This is a genomic window from Formivibrio sp. oc-25 (assembly GCF_055810895.1).
Map to the genome: position 1 here is coordinate 59,372 of NZ_JBVVOL010000009.1, position 16,633 is coordinate 76,004.

A 16,633-nucleotide genomic window follows, 5' to 3' on the forward strand; every position below is an offset into this window, starting at 1 on the left:
CATCCAATGCCAGCAGCAATGGTTCGGTTGCCAGAGCACGGGCGATTTCCAGACGGCGCTGATCGCCATAAGAAAGATTGCGTGCCAGTTCGTCGGCATGACGTTCGATGCCGACATATTCCAGCAGCGTTTGCGCGCGTTGCCGGATGTCTGCTTCTTCACGCCGGGCTGCAGGGGTACGCAGCATGGCGCCGAGCGGGCCGGCATGCGTGCGTACGTGCCGGCCGACCATCACATTTTCCAGCGCCGTCATGTTGGCGAACAGGCGGATATTCTGGAACGTGCGGGCAATGCCGGATTCCACCACCACAAACGGCTTCTGGCGGAACAAATCCTTGCCGTTGAAGGTGAACTTGCCTTCGTCCGGCTGATACAGGCCGGTCAGCACGTTGAACAGTGTGGTTTTGCCGGCACCATTGGGGCCGATCAGGCCATAGATTTCACCCTTGCGGATGGTAAGCCCGACATCGTTGAGCGCATGCAAGCCGCCAAAGCGCTTATGGATGCCGGAGATTTCAAGCAGTGTCTCAGTCATGGTTGCGCTCCGCATCCTGCAAATCGTCTTTTTCCTGCAGGGCAATGCCCTTGGTTTCCGGTTTCAGCTCGGCGCGGCGGCGCGAAGAGGGCCACAAACCGCCCGGGCGTACCAGCATGATGATGATCATCACCAGGCCGAAAATCAGCTGGCGCAGGTTTTCCGGATCAACCACGCGCCGGCCGGCAATGGCCTGTTGCAGCGGGTTGATGATGTCGCGCAGCACTTCTGGTGTGGTGGAAACGATGATGGCGCCCAGAATCACCCCGGGAATATGGCCCATGCCGCCCAGCACCACCATGCACAGCACCATGATCGATTCCATCAGGATGAACGATTCCGGCGAGACAAAGCCTTGCAGGCTGGCAAACAGCGCGCCGGATACCCCTCCGAACGAGGCACCCAGCGCAAACGCCAGCAATTTGACGTTGCGGGTGTTGATGCCCATCGCATTGGCGGCGATCTCGTCCTCGCGGATGGCGACCCAGGCACGGCCCAGGCGCGAATCCTGCAACCGCAGGGAGATAATCACGATCAGTACGCAGAAGGCCAGGATCAGGTAGTAATACAGATGCACTGGTTCGAAACGCAACCCCAGCAACTCCAGCGGCTTGCCCATGCTGAAATTGAATACATGGATATGCTGGATATTGTTGATGCCCTGCGGGCCATTGGTCAGGTTGATCGGACGATCCAGGTTGTTCATGAAAATACGGATGATCTCGCCAAAGCCTAGCGTCACAATGGCCAGATAGTCACCGCGCAGTTTCAGCGTGGGTGAACCCAGTAACACGCCAAATACGCAGGCAACCAGCGCCGCTACAATCATGGAAATGACAAAAGGCGGGTAGATCAACCAGGCCGGTAGCAGGGCTTGCAGGTGCGGCGAATTCAGCAGTGCATAGGAATAGGCGCCCACGGCGTAGAAGGCGATATAGCCGAGATCCAGCAGGCCGGCGTAGCCAACCACGATATTGAGGCCCAGCGACAGCATGACAAACAGCAAGGCCATGTCGACTGCGCGCAGGTAGGAATTGCCATTGGAAAAACCGCCGCTGATTGCCCAGGGCAAAACCAGCAGGAGCAGGCCAAATGCAATCAGCGTGCGCTTATCGCCTTGGAGTTTTTTAAAGCATTCGAGCAAGTTCATGTGTTTCTCCGGGGAATCAGGCGCGTTCTGCCACGCGTTCGCCCATCAGGCCAGAGGGACGGAATACCAGGACGAGAATCAGCACCAGGAAGGCGAAGATGTCCTTGTACTGGCTGCCGAGGAAGCCGCCGGTCAGGTCGCCCAGGTAACCTGAGCCGATACTTTCGATCACGCCGAGCAGGATGCCGCCGAGTACCGCGCCACCCAGGTTGCCGATGCCGCCCAGTACCGCTGCGGTAAAGGCTTTCAGGCCGATCATGAAGCCCATGTAGGCGTGCGCCTGATCATAGTTGGCGGCGACCAGTACGCCAGCCACTGCGCCGAGCGCCGAGCCGATCATGAAGGTCATCGAAATGATGTTGTTGACATTCACCCCCATCAACCGGGCAACGTCCGGGCTTTGTGCGGTGGCGCGCATTGCACGCCCGATCTTGGTGCGTTCGATCAGCATGAAGAGGCCGGCCAGAATCAGGCCGGAAATCACGATGATGGCAACCTGCAGCGTGGTAATCGATGCGCCACCGATTTCCAGCACTTCGGTCGGCAGGATCGACGGGAACGGGCGGTAGTTGCGGCCCCAGATCAGCACGGCGACTTGCTGCAGCACGATCGATACGCCAATGGCCGTGATCAGCGGTGCCAGGCGCGGTGCCTTGCGCAGCGGCCGATAGGCAATGCGTTCGATCAGGTAGCCCATCAGCATGGTGATCGGAATCGCCATGGCCAGGCCCGCCGCCATCAGCAATGGTCCGGGCAGGTTGATGTTGTGGCCGACCAGAAAGTTGATGCAGGTAATGGTGACCATGGCGCCGATCATCACGACTTCACCGTGGGCGAAGTTGATGAGCTGCAAAATGCCATACACCATGGTGTAGCCGAGTGCGATCAGCGCATAGATGCTGCCGATGACCAGGCCATTGATGATTTGTTGCAGAAAAATATCCACGCTGAGTCCCAAGAGGTATGCAGTTGGCGATGAAAACGACCATAACAGTTTACGGCCCGAAAAGTACACTGTCAGGAAGCGGAGGCATACTTGCGAATATCCCCAATTCCTCAGGAAGGGTAAGCAATTGGTGTTCCTGCTGTGTGTGAGTGACTCAGGCCAATGTGATGCTGCCCATCCGCGAACTGTTATTTTCGGATGAGGTGGCGGATATTTCGGCAATTTGGTGAGAGGTGCTGCTGCAGAGACACCTCTCTCCCGTTGCGGGAGAGAGGTGGGGAGAGAATGACGGTACTTACTTGGCTGCTGCGCCGCCTACGATCTCCAGCAGCTGCCACTTGCCTGCCTTGACCTGATAGATGCTGATGGCGCCGTCCTTGATGTCGCCTTTTTCATCAAAGGCGATCGGGCCGGTTACGCCGTTGCTGAATTCGATCTTGGCCAGTTCCGGCAGATATTTGGCGGGTTCGGTCGAGCCGGCTTTCTTCATGGCATCAGCCATGACCAGCACGGCATCGTAGCTGTTCGGTGCATAGAGTTGAACTTCCGCACCAAATTTTTCCTTGAACTTGGTCATGAACTCTACGCCGCCCGGCAGTTTTTCCTTGGGCTGGCCCGGAATCGAAGCATAGGTGCCTTCGGCATCTGCACCAGCCAGCTTGATGAATTCCGGCGTTTGCCATGCATCAGCACCCATCAAGATTGCCTTGATGCCAAGCTTGGCGGCCTGCTTCTTCAGCGGAGCGCCTTGCGCATCCAGACCGCCGTAGAAGATCAGTTCCGGCTTGGCACCCTTGATCGTGGTCAGGATGGCGTTGAAATCGGTTTCCTTGTCGTTGGTGTATTCGCGCTTCACAATTTCGGCGCCGGCTGCCTTGGCGGCTTTTTCGAATTCGTCGGCCAGGCCTTGGCCATAAGCGGTGCGGTCGTCGATGATTGCGACCTTTTTCACCTTCAGCGTGTTGACTGCGTATTCGCCCAATACCTTGCCCTGCTGCGCATCATTGGCGATCAGGCGGAAAGTGGTTTTGTAGCCCTGTGCGGTGTAGGCAATCGCGGTGGAAGACGGTGTGATTTGCGGGATGCCGGCATCCGAATAGATCTTGGATGCGGGAATGGTGGTACCGGATTGCAGGTGGCCAACCACGCCTACGACTTTCTGGTCGACAAAGCGCTGTGCCACGGTGGTGGCTGTCTTCGGATCACCCTGGTCATCCTCGGCCAGCAGTTCCAGCTTGACCTTCTTGCCGGCGATGTCGAGGCCGCCATCGGCATTGATCAGATCGACTGCCATGCGCGCGCCGTTTTCCAGATCCTTGCCGATGTGCGCGATATTGCCGGTAAGCGGGCCGGCAAAACCGATCTTGACCGAATCGGCTGCGGCTTCTGCTGGCGCTGAAGCCTCGGCTGCGGGTTGTGCGGGTTCTTCCTGCTTGCTGCAGGCTGCCAGGGTCAGCACTGCCGCTGCAATCAGGCTGTAACGGGCGATTTTCATGGTGGATGAGCTCCGTATTGCGAGTGGTGGATAAGAGCCTGCTTCTGCAGGCGTGGGTGTTAACTGGAAACAGGCTCAAAACGCGCGGATTTGAGACTAATGCCGATCACTTAGTGTCCATTCACCCTCTCCCCCAGCCCCTCTCCCGCAAGCGGGCGAGGGGAGTACTTGGCTAATCCACCCTTTTTGCTCCCTCTCCCGCTTGCGGGAGAGGGTTGGGGAGAGGGGGAAACGATCAGAATATGCCTTAAGTGAACGGCATTACGGATTAGAGACTGTTGTTTTTATAGCCAGCAATTGGCGTAAATCCTAATCACCTTCCGCTGCTTTCCTGGTCAATTCCCTCGTTGGGAGTGGAGGTGCTTTGTTGCTTGCTGGCATTTATCGGATGTGCCTGATGTTGAGGGGGCTGGAAGTCCCCTCTCCCGCTGGCGGGAGAGGGCGCGGAGGATCACTTCACAACTTCCAGGGTTTCCCACTTGCCGTTCTTGACCTTGTACAGGGTGATTGCACCGTTCTTGATATCGCCTTTTTCGTCAAAGCTGATATCGCCGGTTACACCGCTATACTGGATCTTGGCCAGTTCCGGTAGGTACTTGACTGGATCTGCCGAACCAGCTTTCTTGATGGCTTCCACCATGACCTTCACGGCGTCATAGCAGTTCGGCGCATAGAGCTGGACTTCGGCTCCGTATTTTTCCTTGAACTTGTTCAGAAATTCGGTGCCGCCCGGCAACTGCTCTTTCGGCAGGCCCGGGATCGATGCGATGGCGCCTTCCGAATCCTTGCCGGCGAGCTTGATGAATTCCGGGGTCTGCGCGCCGTCGGCACCCATGATCTGAGCCTTGATTCCGAGCTTCTTGGCTTGCTTGGTCAGCGGAGCGGCCTGGGCATCCATGCCGCCGTAGAAGATCAGATCCGGCTTGGCGCCCTTGATCGACGTCAGGATGGCGTTGAAGTCGGTTTCCTGGTTGGTGGTGAATTCACGCTTCACGATTTCCGCGCCGGCTGCCTTGGCGGCCTTCTCGAATTCGTCGGCCAGGCCCTGACCATACGCAGTGCGGTCATCCACGATGGCGACCTTCTTGATCTTGAGCTTGTTCACCGCGTAATCGCCCAGCACCTTACCTTGCTGCGCATCATTGGCCATCACGCGATAAGTAGTCTTGAAGCCCTGTGCGGTATAGGCTACGGCGGTGGCGGACGGCGAAATCTGCACAATGCCGGCATCGGAATAGATCTTGGAGGCCGGAATGGTGGTGCCGGAATTCAGGTGGCCGATTACGCCGGCCACTTTCTGATCGACAAAACGCTGAGCCACGGTGGTGGCGGTTTTCGGGTCGGCTTGGTCATCTTCGGAGATCAGCTCGATCTTGACCATCTTGCCGCCGATATCCACACCGCCGGCAGCATTGATTTCATCAACGGCCATGCGCACGCCGTTTTCGTTGTCCTTGCCCAGGTGGGCGATATTGCCGGTGAGCGGGGCGGCGTGGCCGAGCTTGATGACATCCGGCGTGGCTTCTGCTGCGGGAGCAGCAGCGGAGGCTGTTTCTGCAGCGGGTGCAGGTTCTTCCTGCTTGCTGCAAGCGCTCAGGGTAAGTATGGCAGCAGCGATCAGGCTATAGCGTGCGATGGTCATAATGATAGATTCCTTTGATTAGATAGATGTTGTGTGCAGTTCTGAATCGGCATTAAACCGATTCAATTTGGCAATCCTGCGCGTGTCTGGCTGACACTTCTTGTTGTTGATTGGCAAAATTGGTCAGGCTGCTTGTCCATTATCCGGCCGTGGTCAATCTTGTTGCAATGCATTCTCAGTTGGATTTGCCGAGCTGTGGCGGAACTGCTACAGCGATTATATGGAACAACTGTACCTTGACTGCACGCAATTGCGGTTAACCTGTACTGGTAATTTCACAGCTTGATCTCGGGTTCGCACTGATGGTGGCGGTAAATCGGCTTCTTCCCTAAGATGGCTGGATAAGTGCTGGAAAATAAAGGGAGACAACCATGCTGGCCATCATTGGCGGAACCGGGCTGACAACGCTCGCAAATCTGAATATCACGCGCCGCCTCGTAGTGCGCACACCCTATGGCGATCCATCCGGCGCACTGACCTTTGGCGAAATCAATGGCAACGAAGTGGTGTTTCTGGCGCGCCATGGTTATGGCCACACCATCGCCCCGCATGAAATCAACTACCGCGCCAATATCTGGGCGCTGGCGCAGCAAGGCTTGAGCGGCATTGTGTCCGTGGCATCGGTCGGCGGTATTCGTGGCGATCTGGCACCCGGCACCCTGATCGTGCCCAGCCAGGTGATCGATTACACCTGGGGACGCAAGCACACCTATTTCGAAGGCAGTGACAAGCCGGTGGTCCACATCGACTTTACCCTGCCGTTTACCCAAAGCCTGCGAGAAATCATCCTTGCCGCCTCACAAAGCCTCAGTGAAAAAGTGCTCGATGGCGGCGTCTACGCCTGCACCCAGGGCCCACGTCTGGAGACCGCTGCCGAAATCCTGCGGCTGGAAGACGATGGTGCCGACATGGTCGGCATGACCGGCATGCCCGAAGCCTGCCTCGCGCGCGAACTCAACATCCCCTACGCCATGATTGCCGTAGTCGCCAACTGGGCCGCAGGCAAGGGCGACAGCACTGAAGAAATCCATCTGCATGAAGCCGGTGAAGTGATGGAGGATGCCTTGCAGAAAGTGCACAAGATATTGGAATGCATGAGCGGGGTGTGCGCGATTTGATGGTGATCTTGGCCGTTTGGTCAGGTTTTGTAGGTTGGGCTGAGCAAAACGAAGCCCAACATTAATCAGCAGACGGATTTGCAAATACGCGCCGTTGGGCTTCATTGCATTCTGCCCAGCCTACGATTACCACCACGATAGCCGTAGGTTGATCAGAGCAAAGCGAAGCCCAGCGCCCCGTAATACGAAGCCAGCACGCATGTTTGTGATCAACGAGGAAGCCTCATGCACTACCAGCGTTCAATCCAGGCTGGCGGAACATGGTTTTTCACGGTCAACCTTCAAGATCGGCAAAGCGATCTGCTGATCCGGCAGATCGAATTGCTCCGGGATGTTGTTCGCAGCGTCAGGCAAGTTCACCCGTTTGAAATTATCGCCATGGTGGTGCTGCCCGAGCATCTCCATGCCATTTGGCGCCTGCCGGATGGTGATGCGGATTACCCCTTGCGCTGGTCGCAGATTAAGGCCGGATTTTCCCGCCGGCTACCGCCGGGCGAGATCGTCTCACCCAGTCGAGCGGCCAAGCGCGAGCGTGGCATCTGGCAACGGCGCTATTGGGAGCACCAGGTACGGGACGAAACCGACCTGGTGCGGCACATCGATTACATCCACATCAATCCGGTCAAGCATGGCCATGTGCAGCGGGCCGCCGATTGGCCATACTCCAGCATTCACCGATTTATCGAACAGGGATGCATTCCCGAGGATTGGGCAGGATCGTTACCCGTAGGTTGGGCAGAGCAAAGCGAAGCCCAACACCAATACCCCACAGGCAAGCCGCAGCCGTAACGCGTAGGCTGGGTAGATCATCGCGAAGCCCAACATGCACCGTCAAGGCAAAGCCCAACGAAATCCACATCCATCGCGCCACGCCCGAACGATCCCGCGCAATCGTCACCTGCCAACCATGAACCCCACGGCCGGGCCTCATTGCATTTGCCACATCGCCACGTTGGGCTTCATTGTCATTCAGCCCAACCTACGGCGTCGGTTGTGATTCGCGTGCCATGGCATGGGTCGTGTGGCCGTAGGTTGGGCAGAGCAACGCGAAGCCCAACACCCAGCATTCAACACGGATGAATGATTGCATTTCCGCCCAATCCACATGCCGCAAAATATCAGAAAAAATTATTAATCACCGCCCTAAAGTTCCTGCCAGCCTCTCCGATAAACAGTCTGTAGGCGGCGGCAACGTTGCATGACCGCCTGATGCAAAACCTTCTTTGGAGACAAACATCATGGCTCAAGTCATCAATACCAACGTTGCTTCGCTCACCGCGCAGCGCAATTTGAATAAGTCGCAGAATGCCTTGAATACCTCTCTGCAGCGCCTGTCTTCTGGCTTGCGCATCAATGGCGCCAAGGATGATGCTGCGGGTCTGGCGATTTCCGAGCGCATGACCTCGCAGATTCGCGGCCTGGATCAGGCCCAGCGCAATGCCAACGATGGTATTTCGCTGGCCCAAACGGCTGAGGGTGCGATGGCTGAGACAACCAATATTCTTCAGCGTATGCGCGAATTGGCAATTCAATCGGCAAATTCGACAAATAGTAGTAGCGATAGAGAGGCATTGCAGTCCGAGGTTGCGCAGCTTCAATCTGAAATGGATCGGATTGCACTTAATACAGAGTTTAATGGTCAGAGAATTGTTGATGGGTCATTTAATGATGCCTCTTTTCAGGTTGGGGCGAATGCAAATCAAACTATTAATTTTAGTATTGGTAGCGTTAAATCTTCCAGTTTGGGTGGGATTGCAACGGAAACTGGTAGTGAAGTGTCAGGCGCTGCTGCAACTGATATAACTATCGCAATTGGTGATGGTTCAGCTACTGCTATTACTACGAGCGCCAGCTTTACGGGAACTGAGACTGGACAGGATGCAAGTTCTGCCTATGCTAAAGCGCGAGCAATCAATGATGCAGGTATTGCGGGTTTGACCGTTTCCGCTTCGACTTCGGGCACACAAACTGTTGGGGCTATTGGTGGAACGGCAGGTGATACCTATAGCCTTTCTATTAATGGGAAAGCTATCTATACAAACACTGATGTGGCTGCAGGGTTGACGAATGTGCAGTTGAGAGATGCAATTAATGCGGTATCTGATCAGACTGGCGTAATTGCAAGCCTTAATGGTGGCGATATGACGTTGACCGCCGCTGATGGGAGAAATATTGCTGTTACCGAGTCTGGCACAGGATTCACGGCTGGCACAGATGGTCTTTCTGTGACCGGTGGAGATTTTGCTGATACCCTGCGTGGTTCGTTGACTGTGTCCGCAACAAATACTATTACAGTTGGTGGTACTGTTGCTACCGTGGGTCTCTCGGCGTCAATAGCTAAAGATACCTTGGGCGTTGATAGTATTGATATCGGTTCGGCGGATGGTGCTCAGGCTGCTATTTTGCGTCTTGATGCTGCATTGGCTTCGGTTAGTTCGAATCGAGCAAACTTGGGAGCTATTCAAAATCGATTTTCTTCGACAATTTCCAATTTGCAAACTACTTCTGAGAATTTGTCTGCATCGCGCAGCCGCATTCAGGATACTGATTTTGCTGTAGAAACTTCTAATTTGACTAAGTCGCAGATTCTGCAACAGGCCGGTACCGCTATGCTGGCGCAGGCCAAGGCGCTGCCGCAACAGGTGTTGAGTCTGCTGCAATAAGCACTCGGGTAAGTTAGCGAGTCAGACAATCGCCCCGGTAGCCTGGCTGCCGGGGCATTGCCGTATGAGAGGTGTATGATGCAAGTTCAGACGCTTACCACAGGTAACTCAATGCCGGTTCAGCCTGTTGCGGAAAGTGCTGCGCGGCAGAGTGCAGTTTCCCTGCCCGTGCCTGGCAATGCCGAAACGCAGATAGGCGGGCTGCAGAAAATGGCTGTGACTGGTGCTGGTGCATTGGAAAAGCAGACTGCCGCGACGCAAGAAAATGTGGATCAGGCAGTGCAGCAGATGAACGATATGCTGCAGACTTTGAGCCAGAAGCTGGAGTTTTCGGTCGACAAGGATACGGATGCGTTTGTGGTGAAGGTGGTTGATAAAGATACCAAGGAACTGATCCGTCAGATTCCTTCCGAAGAAATGCTGGAGCTGGCCAAGGCGCTGGACAAGTTGCAGGGTCTGTTGATCAAGGATAAGGCCTGAGTTTGTGTGGTTTGTTGGGCTTCATAAATTTGGCCTAACCTAGGTCGGTTGTGTTTATGTCTGTTGGGCTTTGCTCTACCCAACCTACCTATTACCAACCTACCGGATATCCATTGTAGGTTGGGCAGAATGTAATGAAGCCCAACATGGTGGATGCATCGTCGAATGTGGTTGAGAGAGGTGTGAAATGGCTGGGATTACTGCGGCGGGAACGGGTTCCGGAATTGATGTAGAAAGCCTGATTACGTCACTAATGGCGGCTGAAAAAACACCGCTGACCAAGATTGCGACCAAGGAAGCCACGATCCAGAGCAAGATCAGCCTGATCGGCCAGTTCAAAAGCCTGATCTCCAGCCTGCAAACCGCTGCGAGTGGCTTGCAGAATCTGGGCAAGCTCAACGGCATCAAAGCTACGGTCGGTAATACTAGCGCCTTGAGTGTTACCGCTACGAACGATGCCAGCGCCGCCAGTTATTCCGTGGATGTGCTGCAGTTGGCCAAAACCCAGCAAATTGTCAGTAACTCGGGAAAATTTGCGTCGGCTTCTGATGTCTTGGTGGCCAAGGCGGCAGACGGAACCTCGGCGGCGGCGACGGTCACGATCAATTTCGGCACAGTTACAGAACAAACGACGGGTACCCCGCCTGTGACCGTGAAGAGCTTCGCTGCAGATTCTGCGCGCAAGCAGGAAATCACCGTCAGTGCAGGCGATGATGGTGTTATTTCCTTGCAGGATGTTGCCGATGCGATCAATGGTGGCGATTATGGTGTGAAAGCCAGTCTGATCAGCGATACGACTGGCAGCGTTCGCCTTTCCCTTTCTGGCGACGATACGGGCGCGGAAAATGCCTTCAAGATTGATGTTGCGGCAACAGCGGGTGTGGCTCAAACCAAGTTGGATTATCTGAATTTTGATCCATCGCAAACGAGTACTTCCTTCACGACTTCGCAATCTGCCGTTGACTCCAAGATCAAACTCAATGGTGTGGAGATTACTCGGTCGACCAATACCATTGATGATGCGGTCGATGGCCTGACTTTTAACCTGAAGGCTACTACGACTGATTCTGAGGGTGTATCTACAGCGAGTTCGCTGACCGTCAGCCGAGATGCTAGTACGATTTCAACGCAGCTCCAGTCTTTTGTGACGGCCTATAACCAGCTAGCCAGTGCTATTTCCAGCACCACCAGCTATAACGCCACAACCAAAACAGCAGGTGCCTTGCAAGGTGATTCGACCATGCGCAGCTTGCAGAATCAGTTGCGCTCCTTTATTGGTGGCACGTTTGGTGATGGTACTAATAGCACCAAAACACTGAGTAGCTTGGGAATTGCGGTTCAGAAAGATGGTACGCTGGCGCTGGATTCGGCCAAGCTTAACAAGGCAGTAACCAATGATCTGGATGGCGTGATCGAGTTTCTGGGTGCGTTTGATCAGACAACTTCGTCGATTGCGCCAGAAGCCAGCAAGGATGGTTTTGCATACAAGCTTGAGCAATTGGCCAAGGGCTTTCTGGCCGATGATGGTTTGATTGATGCCAAGCTGGATGGGTTGAATAAAACGGTCAAGGACCTTGAGAAACAGTACGAGCGGGTTGAATTGCGATTGGAGCAGGTCGAAAAACGCTATCGTGCGCAGTTCACTGCCATGGACACGGCGGTAGCCAATATGCAAAATCTGGGCACCTACGTGACCCAGTTGCTGAACATGACGTCGGATTCATCTTCGTCCTAAGGTTGAAAAATGAATGCAGGTTTTCGCAAGGCGATCAACGCCTATGGCAAACAGGATCTCGCCACCCAGGTTGAGGCTGCCAGCCCACATCGCCTGATTTTGATGTTGTTTGAGGGCGCGATCAAATCGTGCAACCTGGCCAAATTGCACATGCAAAATGGTGCGATTGCCGATAAGGGCATGGCTATTTCGAAGGCGATTGCAATTATTCAGGAAGGCCTGCGTGTTTCGCTGGATAAGGATCAGGGCGGTGATCTGGCGGCCAATCTGGATGCACTGTACGACTACATGGGGCGACGCTTGTTGCAGGCCAATCTGCATAATGATCTGGCCATGCTGGAAGAAGTACTGAACCTGCTCACCAGCTTGAAGGAATCCTGGGAGGCCATTGATCCAGCCAAGGCTGCTGCGCAAACGGAAGCGCCCCAACCGGAACGTGTTGCGCCTTTGAGCTACGGGCGGGCGTGATGCCTGATCTGGCCGTTTTCCAGCACCTGGAACAGATTGTGGCTGCCATGTGCCAGCAGGCTGAAGCCGGGGATTGGGATCGATTCATCGAGTTGCAGAGCGAGTGCGCGCAGATCATGGCAGCTTTGCCCGCGCTGGATTCGGCGGATTGGGATGCTCAAGCGCGCCAGGTGTTGCCACAAAAGTTGCGCAATATTCAGGATGGTCTGGCGACGATTCTGCCACTGGCGGAAAAGCACAAGGCCAGCCTTGCTGCTGAATTGGCTGGCGCTCACAATGCAGCTAAACTGAACCGTACCTATCAATCTTGATGCCGCCAGCGCTTCCCGGCGGCTGCCGGCTGGAGTTCCCGGGATGGATGGCATTGTAATTACCTGGCAGCAACTGCTCTATATCAGCCTGGTTCTGCTGCTCTTCTATGTGGCCGAGCTCTTGCTGTTTCTGCGCAAATCTTCGCGCCAGCGTTCACTTTCCGTTTCCGATACCGATGCCCTGGCACGCCAGGGCGAAGAAATCGCCAACCTGCGGCGCGAGGTGGAAACCCTCAAGGTGCGCCTTGCCGCGATGCTGGTGCATTCGCCAGCCGAACCATCTCTTGGTGCAGGTCTGCACGCCGCTGACGATACACCCTATAGCCAGGCTATCCGCCTGGCACAGCAGGGGATGGATGCCGACAAGGTGGCCGAGCAGTGCGGAATTTCTCGCGGCGAGGCTGACCTGATCGTGGCCCTGTACCGCACCACTGGTTCTTCGCGTTAGCGCCGCCATGCTGCCGGGTAGCCCTGCGGTCAGTCTGGTTCAGGCCCATCTGCGTAATCAGCAGGGGGTGATCGAGGTTGCCAAGCCGGCACCGGATCAGCTGCTGCTCACTGTGGGCGAGCGCGTGAAGGCCATCGTTACTGATCAGATGCCCAACGGCCGATTTGCCGTGCTGATCAAGGATCAGTTGCTGGACCTTAACCTGCCGCGCAATACACAGCCCGGTGAGCAGCTTGAACTCATCGTTGTTTCCAAAGACCCGAAACTGACATTTGCCTTGAGCCGGCAACCCGATGCCCAAAACGGGCAAGCCAGCCAAACCGGCAATACGGGGGTGGCATTGAGCTCGGCCGCGAAAATGCTGGGCGAGATGCTGGCTACGCAAGGCGGGCAAGCTAAGGCTGCCAATGTGCAGCAGGCACAGCCCTTGTTTGCCGGGCAGCCACAACCGGCACAATTGGCCAATGTGTTGGCGTCGCGCCTGGCGGAAAGTGGCTTGTTTTATGAATCCCACCAGGCTGAATGGGTAAATGGCCTGCGTACCTTGCAGACATTGCTGCGCGAACCACAGGCTGCCATGCAGCAGGATGGCAAGCCTATCGAACAATCTGCGGTGCAACCAATAGCGGCCAAGGTGCCTGATCAGCAGATGCGTGGGATGGAAGCACGTGTGCTTGCCGATGTGCGCCAGTCTGCCGAGGTGATGCCTGATCAGGCGGTAAGGCAACTGGTGCAACAACAACTGGCCCTGCTGGAAAATAACCCGCTGGTGTGGCAGGGTCAGGCATGGCCGGGGCAGCCCTTGCGCTGGCAGCTGGAGCTGGAAAACGAACGTGATGCTCTGGGGGGCGAGCAGCAGGCCGCCCAAGTCTGGCAAACCCGTCTGGATCTTGATTTGCCCAATCTGGGCAAGGTAGGCGTGGTGGCCAGCTTGCGCGATGGGCGTTTCAACTTGCGTTTCGAGGCCGAAGCCGCGCAAACGCTTGATACGTTGCTGCGCAGCCAGTCTGCACTGGCCAGCCAGTTTGCGGCAGCAGGGCTGGCGCTGGAATCCAGCCAGGTGCAACGTTATGCAGAAAAAGATCAATCTTAGCCCGGCCATGCGCCGGCAAAGCGCAGTGGCGCTGGCTTACCAGCAAGGCAGCGCTGCGCCGCGCGTGGTGGCCAAGGGGCAGGGCCAACTGGCCGAGCGCATCATTGAACGTGCCAGGGAGGCCGGTGTATTCGTGCATGAATCACCGGAGCTGGTATCGCTTTTATTGCAGGTGGATCTGGATCAGCATATCCCGCCGCAGTTGTATCGCGCCGTGGCTGAGTTGCTGGCATTCATCTATATGCTGGAGCAGGGGCAGGATGCGGTGGTGCCGGATTTGAGCCAGGTTTTGCCGCCTGTGGATGGCCAGATGAGCGAGTGATTTTTCCCTCCTTCGGCCCTCTCCCCAAAGGGACGAGAGGGATACTGTTCCTCTCGTCCCTTTGGGGAGAGAGGTTAGGAGAGAGGGTGCTTCACCTTGCGGTTTGATGAGGGTAAGGGGATGAAATTGTTGGGTGTGCGTCGATTATTGGGTTGTGGAGTTTTGCGGGGGATTGCCCTCTCCCCAGCCCTCTCCCGTCTGCGGGAGAGGGGGGTACAGTTCCTCTCGCCCCTTGGGGGAGAGAGGGAAGGGGCTGCGCGGTGGCTGCAATATGGATTGATTGCGCTGGCAGGCCTGTCGATCGTGGCGTGCTCAACCCAGCCAACCAAGCCCGCTAATGCGCAAAAACCTGTGCGCGATTTGTCCTTGGCCAGCTTGCAGGCAGATGGTGTGGCGCGCGAGGTGGTGATGGTGGCCTTGGGGCTGCTGGATGTCGGCTATCAGTTTGGCGGGGCCAATCCGGAAGCTGGGCTGGATTGCAGTGGCATGGTGCGTTTTATCTACAAGCAGGCGGCGGGCGTGGAGTTGCCGCACAGTGCGGCGGCGCTGGCGCAGCGGGCGCGGCCGGTCGGTCATGCCGAATTGCAGGCGGGTGATCTGGTTTTCTTCAATACCCAGGGCTATCCGTTCTCGCATGTTGGCATTTATCTGGGCGACAACAAGTTTGTGCATGCGCCATCGAGCCGTGGCAAGGTGCGGGTGGAGTCGCTGGATTCCCCGTATTTCGCGCAACGGTTTCAGGGAGGACGGACGTTGTTTGCGGGAGGGTAAGGGTAAATCAGGCGCGATCAAGTCGGCGGCGGTTCGCTTTGTGGGCAAGCTGCCCGTCTGCGGTATAACCGGTATCTTCCACGCTACGCTCGTTCAGCAGCAAGCCCATCAGTGCGCGGTTGGCTTCCTCGCGGCTGGCAATCAGGCGGCCGTTGCTGCGGTTGTATTGCGCGGCCTGGCGGGCCAGGTCGATCAGTGTTTGCCAGGTTTCCAGCAGATCGGGTTCGTGGCGGGAAAGCCATTCGGAAATTGCGCTGCCATCATCCGGGATATTGCGCGCTAGCATCAGCGAGCGGCGCTCAGCAGTGAGGTGTTCGAGTTGTGCAACTTGACGCGCTTTCTGGTCTGAAATCTCGGCGAGTTGTTCGATGCGGGCGCGTGTAAGAACTTCCTGCTCTTGTTGCAGCAGGGCGATCATGCGTTCCAGTGCTGCCAGCTCATCCTTGAGTGCGGCATGCAGGGCGATGTCGGGCATGGCAGCTTATTCAGTCAGCAGCTCGCGCACGCTGTCGAGCAGTTTGTCGGCGATTACGTCCGAACGTACCGAGAACTTGCCGTCGGCAATGGCCTGGCGGATGGCCGCAACCTTGTCGGCATCAAAGCTGGCTTCTGCGCCGGATGCTTCCATGGCTTGCATCTTGGCGGCCAGTGGGTTGATGCTGACGCTTTCCTGCTGCGTAGTTTCGGTTTTCTTGCTGCTGGATGCGGTCCTGGTTTCGCTACGAACCAGGGTGCTGCCCAGGGGTTTGCCTGTGTTGTCGATTTTCATGTTTGGCTCCGGATCCAAACGCAATGCAAAAAGAACATGATCTTGCGTGATTATAACTTGATTATCGGCGCTAACCTGAGGATCTTTAACTTTGTTTTGCCGATGACTTGGGCTTTTCCATGGGTTTCGCTATGCTTCCAACAATTATCTGGAGGTATTCATGGAAATCTATCAAACGCCTTTTGGCCAAATCGAGGTTGATCCGGAAACTGTCATTACTTTCCCATCCGGTTTGCCGGGTTTCCCCGAGTGCAAGCGCTACAAACTGCTGCATGAAGAACGCCCTGATCCGCAGGTGCTTTGGCTGCAGTCACTTGACGATGCGGATGTCTGTTTCAGTGTGATTGAAGCGGACCGGCTCGGTTTGAATTACCAGATTGTGCTCAGTGATGCGGAATGTGCCGAGATCGATCTGGAAAATCAGGAAGATGTGCGCCTGCTCTTGATTCTTTCGCGCAAGCAGGAAGAAGTCGCTGCGTCGATCAGCGCCAATGCCCAGGCACCGATCGTGCTTAACTTGCAAGCTAGAAAGGCTATGCAGAAGATAGGCTTGCGTGCGGATATCGTTTTCCGTAATGTCTGAGCGTGCTGTTTGCGCGGGCAGTAGCATGCTTGTATGATCCGGAAAATTTGCCATATTGCGCCGGCCGTGTGCCGGCGCTGCGCTTCAAGCACTGCCGGGAGCAG

The 16,633-nt window shown here is 56.0% G+C and carries 18 protein-coding genes and 1 pseudogene; 12 read left to right on the forward strand and 7 right to left on the reverse strand.

All coding sequences use genetic code 11. The annotated features are described in order from the left end of the window. Positions 1 to 4 precede the first annotated feature (4 nt). From AC0KVQ_RS08000 to AC0KVQ_RS08020, 5 genes and pseudogenes are all read right to left on the reverse strand, one after another. Positions 5 to 550, reverse strand: a pseudogene (locus AC0KVQ_RS08000) (ABC transporter ATP-binding protein); the annotation flags it as partial. Continuing rightward, entirely contained in the window at positions 528 to 1,685 is a 1,158-nt protein-coding gene (locus tag AC0KVQ_RS08005) for an ABC transporter permease subunit (RefSeq protein ID WP_473420618.1), read from the reverse strand. The pseudogene AC0KVQ_RS08000 and the gene AC0KVQ_RS08005, both read right to left, overlap by 23 nt. 16 nt (positions 1,686 to 1,701) lie before the next feature. Next, positions 1,702 to 2,631 (reverse strand): branched-chain amino acid ABC transporter permease, encoded by a 930-nt coding sequence (locus AC0KVQ_RS08010; protein WP_473420619.1) that lies wholly within the window; start codon positions 2,629 to 2,631, stop codon positions 1,702 to 1,704. A gap of 295 nt (positions 2,632 to 2,926) precedes the next feature. Continuing rightward, a complete protein-coding gene (locus AC0KVQ_RS08015) occupies positions 2,927 to 4,126 on the reverse strand; it encodes a branched-chain amino acid ABC transporter substrate-binding protein (RefSeq protein ID WP_473420620.1) in 1,200 nt (399 codons plus the stop codon). A gap of 451 nt (positions 4,127 to 4,577) precedes the next feature. Continuing rightward, positions 4,578 to 5,768, reverse strand: a complete 1,191-nt coding sequence (locus AC0KVQ_RS08020) for a branched-chain amino acid ABC transporter substrate-binding protein (protein ID WP_473420621.1) — start codon at positions 5,766 to 5,768, stop codon at positions 4,578 to 4,580. 371 nt (positions 5,769 to 6,139) lie between these two features. Here AC0KVQ_RS08020 and AC0KVQ_RS08025 point away from each other — a divergent pair, with 371 nt between their 5' ends. The 11 genes from AC0KVQ_RS08025 to AC0KVQ_RS08075 all read left to right on the forward strand — a co-directional run bounded on the left by AC0KVQ_RS08025 (position 6,140) and on the right by AC0KVQ_RS08075 (position 15,177). Next, positions 6,140 to 6,886 carry an S-methyl-5'-thioinosine phosphorylase gene (locus AC0KVQ_RS08025; protein ID WP_473420622.1) on the forward strand — a complete coding sequence of 249 codons (747 nt, stop codon included), beginning with the start codon at positions 6,140 to 6,142 and terminating at the stop codon, positions 6,884 to 6,886. A 225-nt stretch (positions 6,887 to 7,111) separates the two neighbouring features. Next, on the forward strand, positions 7,112 to 7,675 hold the full coding sequence (locus AC0KVQ_RS08030; RefSeq protein ID WP_473420623.1) for an REP-associated tyrosine transposase: 564 nt from the start codon (positions 7,112 to 7,114) through the stop codon (positions 7,673 to 7,675). Between the two features lie 449 nt (positions 7,676 to 8,124). Further along, entirely contained in the window at positions 8,125 to 9,549 is a 1,425-nt protein-coding gene (locus AC0KVQ_RS08035; protein WP_473420624.1) for a flagellin N-terminal helical domain-containing protein, read from the forward strand. Between the two features lie 75 nt (positions 9,550 to 9,624). After that, positions 9,625 to 10,029, forward strand: a complete 405-nt coding sequence (locus tag AC0KVQ_RS08040; RefSeq protein WP_473420625.1) for a flagellar protein FlaG — start codon at positions 9,625 to 9,627, stop codon at positions 10,027 to 10,029. 187 nt (positions 10,030 to 10,216) lie between these two features. Continuing rightward, entirely contained in the window at positions 10,217 to 11,764 is a 1,548-nt protein-coding gene (gene fliD / locus AC0KVQ_RS08045) for a flagellar filament capping protein FliD (RefSeq protein ID WP_473420626.1), read from the forward strand. A 9-nt stretch (positions 11,765 to 11,773) separates the two neighbouring features. Further along, a complete protein-coding gene (fliS, locus tag AC0KVQ_RS08050) occupies positions 11,774 to 12,232 on the forward strand; it encodes a flagellar export chaperone FliS (protein WP_473420627.1) in 459 nt (152 codons plus the stop codon). Further along, complete coding sequence (locus AC0KVQ_RS08055) at positions 12,232 to 12,543, forward strand: flagellar protein FliT (protein WP_473420628.1); 312 nt, start codon at positions 12,232 to 12,234, stop codon at positions 12,541 to 12,543. Before fliS ends, AC0KVQ_RS08055 begins: the two co-directional genes overlap by 1 nt. A gap of 43 nt (positions 12,544 to 12,586) precedes the next feature. After that, positions 12,587 to 12,991: a DUF2802 domain-containing protein gene (locus tag AC0KVQ_RS08060; protein ID WP_473420629.1), complete on the forward strand. Its 405-nt coding sequence runs from the start codon at positions 12,587 to 12,589 to the stop codon at positions 12,989 to 12,991. A 7-nt stretch (positions 12,992 to 12,998) separates the two neighbouring features. Beyond that, positions 12,999 to 14,084, forward strand: a complete 1,086-nt coding sequence (gene fliK, locus AC0KVQ_RS08065; protein WP_473420630.1) for a flagellar hook-length control protein FliK — start codon at positions 12,999 to 13,001, stop codon at positions 14,082 to 14,084. Beyond that, complete coding sequence (locus tag AC0KVQ_RS08070; protein WP_473420631.1) at positions 14,062 to 14,406, forward strand: EscU/YscU/HrcU family type III secretion system export apparatus switch protein; 345 nt, start codon at positions 14,062 to 14,064, stop codon at positions 14,404 to 14,406. Before fliK ends, AC0KVQ_RS08070 begins: the two co-directional genes overlap by 23 nt. A 276-nt stretch (positions 14,407 to 14,682) precedes the next feature. Next, the gene (locus tag AC0KVQ_RS08075) at positions 14,683 to 15,177 is read left to right on the forward strand and encodes a C40 family peptidase (protein ID WP_473420632.1); all 495 of its coding nucleotides are present in this window, start codon (positions 14,683 to 14,685) and stop codon (positions 15,175 to 15,177) included. 7 nt (positions 15,178 to 15,184) lie between these two features. On the opposite strand, the gene AC0KVQ_RS08080 is transcribed toward AC0KVQ_RS08075, so the two are convergent. Together AC0KVQ_RS08080 and flgM are read right to left on the reverse strand one after the other, a co-directional pair. Continuing rightward, entirely contained in the window at positions 15,185 to 15,652 is a 468-nt protein-coding gene (locus AC0KVQ_RS08080; protein ID WP_473420633.1) for a flagella synthesis protein FlgN, read from the reverse strand. Between the two features lie 6 nt (positions 15,653 to 15,658). Then, positions 15,659 to 15,946 (reverse strand): flagellar biosynthesis anti-sigma factor FlgM, encoded by a 288-nt coding sequence (gene flgM / locus AC0KVQ_RS08085; protein ID WP_473420634.1) that lies wholly within the window; start codon positions 15,944 to 15,946, stop codon positions 15,659 to 15,661. Between the two features lie 160 nt (positions 15,947 to 16,106). Here flgM and fliW point away from each other — a divergent pair, with 160 nt between their 5' ends. Next, entirely contained in the window at positions 16,107 to 16,529 is a 423-nt protein-coding gene (fliW, locus tag AC0KVQ_RS08090; protein ID WP_473420635.1) for a flagellar assembly protein FliW, read from the forward strand. The last annotated feature ends 104 nt before the right edge of the window (positions 16,530 to 16,633 follow it).

What these genes read in the sequence shown, in the direction of transcription:
- AC0KVQ_RS08005 (WP_473420618.1), bottom strand. Translation starts at nt 1,685, where the DNA reads ATGAACTTGCTCGAATGCTTTAAAAAACTCCAAGGCGATAAGCGCACG.
- AC0KVQ_RS08015 (WP_473420620.1), bottom strand. Translation starts at nt 4,126, where the DNA reads ATGAAAATCGCCCGTTACAGCCTGATTGCAGCGGCAGTGCTGACCCTG.
- AC0KVQ_RS08020 (WP_473420621.1), bottom strand. Translation starts at nt 5,768, where the DNA reads ATGACCATCGCACGCTATAGCCTGATCGCTGCTGCCATACTTACCCTG.
- AC0KVQ_RS08025 (WP_473420622.1), top strand. Translation starts at nt 6,140, where the DNA reads ATGCTGGCCATCATTGGCGGAACCGGGCTGACAACGCTCGCAAATCTG.
- AC0KVQ_RS08030 (WP_473420623.1), top strand. Translation starts at nt 7,112, where the DNA reads ATGCACTACCAGCGTTCAATCCAGGCTGGCGGAACATGGTTTTTCACG.
- AC0KVQ_RS08035 (WP_473420624.1), top strand. Translation starts at nt 8,125, where the DNA reads ATGGCTCAAGTCATCAATACCAACGTTGCTTCGCTCACCGCGCAGCGC.
- AC0KVQ_RS08040 (WP_473420625.1), top strand. Translation starts at nt 9,625, where the DNA reads ATGATGCAAGTTCAGACGCTTACCACAGGTAACTCAATGCCGGTTCAG.
- fliD (WP_473420626.1), top strand. Translation starts at nt 10,217, where the DNA reads ATGGCTGGGATTACTGCGGCGGGAACGGGTTCCGGAATTGATGTAGAA.
- fliS (WP_473420627.1), top strand. Translation starts at nt 11,774, where the DNA reads ATGAATGCAGGTTTTCGCAAGGCGATCAACGCCTATGGCAAACAGGAT.
- AC0KVQ_RS08055 (WP_473420628.1), top strand. Translation starts at nt 12,232, where the DNA reads ATGCCTGATCTGGCCGTTTTCCAGCACCTGGAACAGATTGTGGCTGCC.
- AC0KVQ_RS08060 (WP_473420629.1), top strand. Translation starts at nt 12,587, where the DNA reads ATGGATGGCATTGTAATTACCTGGCAGCAACTGCTCTATATCAGCCTG.
- fliK (WP_473420630.1), top strand. Translation starts at nt 12,999, where the DNA reads ATGCTGCCGGGTAGCCCTGCGGTCAGTCTGGTTCAGGCCCATCTGCGT.
- AC0KVQ_RS08070 (WP_473420631.1), top strand. Translation starts at nt 14,062, where the DNA reads ATGCAGAAAAAGATCAATCTTAGCCCGGCCATGCGCCGGCAAAGCGCA.
- AC0KVQ_RS08080 (WP_473420633.1), bottom strand. Translation starts at nt 15,652, where the DNA reads ATGCCCGACATCGCCCTGCATGCCGCACTCAAGGATGAGCTGGCAGCA.
- flgM (WP_473420634.1), bottom strand. Translation starts at nt 15,946, where the DNA reads ATGAAAATCGACAACACAGGCAAACCCCTGGGCAGCACCCTGGTTCGT.
- fliW (WP_473420635.1), top strand. Translation starts at nt 16,107, where the DNA reads ATGGAAATCTATCAAACGCCTTTTGGCCAAATCGAGGTTGATCCGGAA.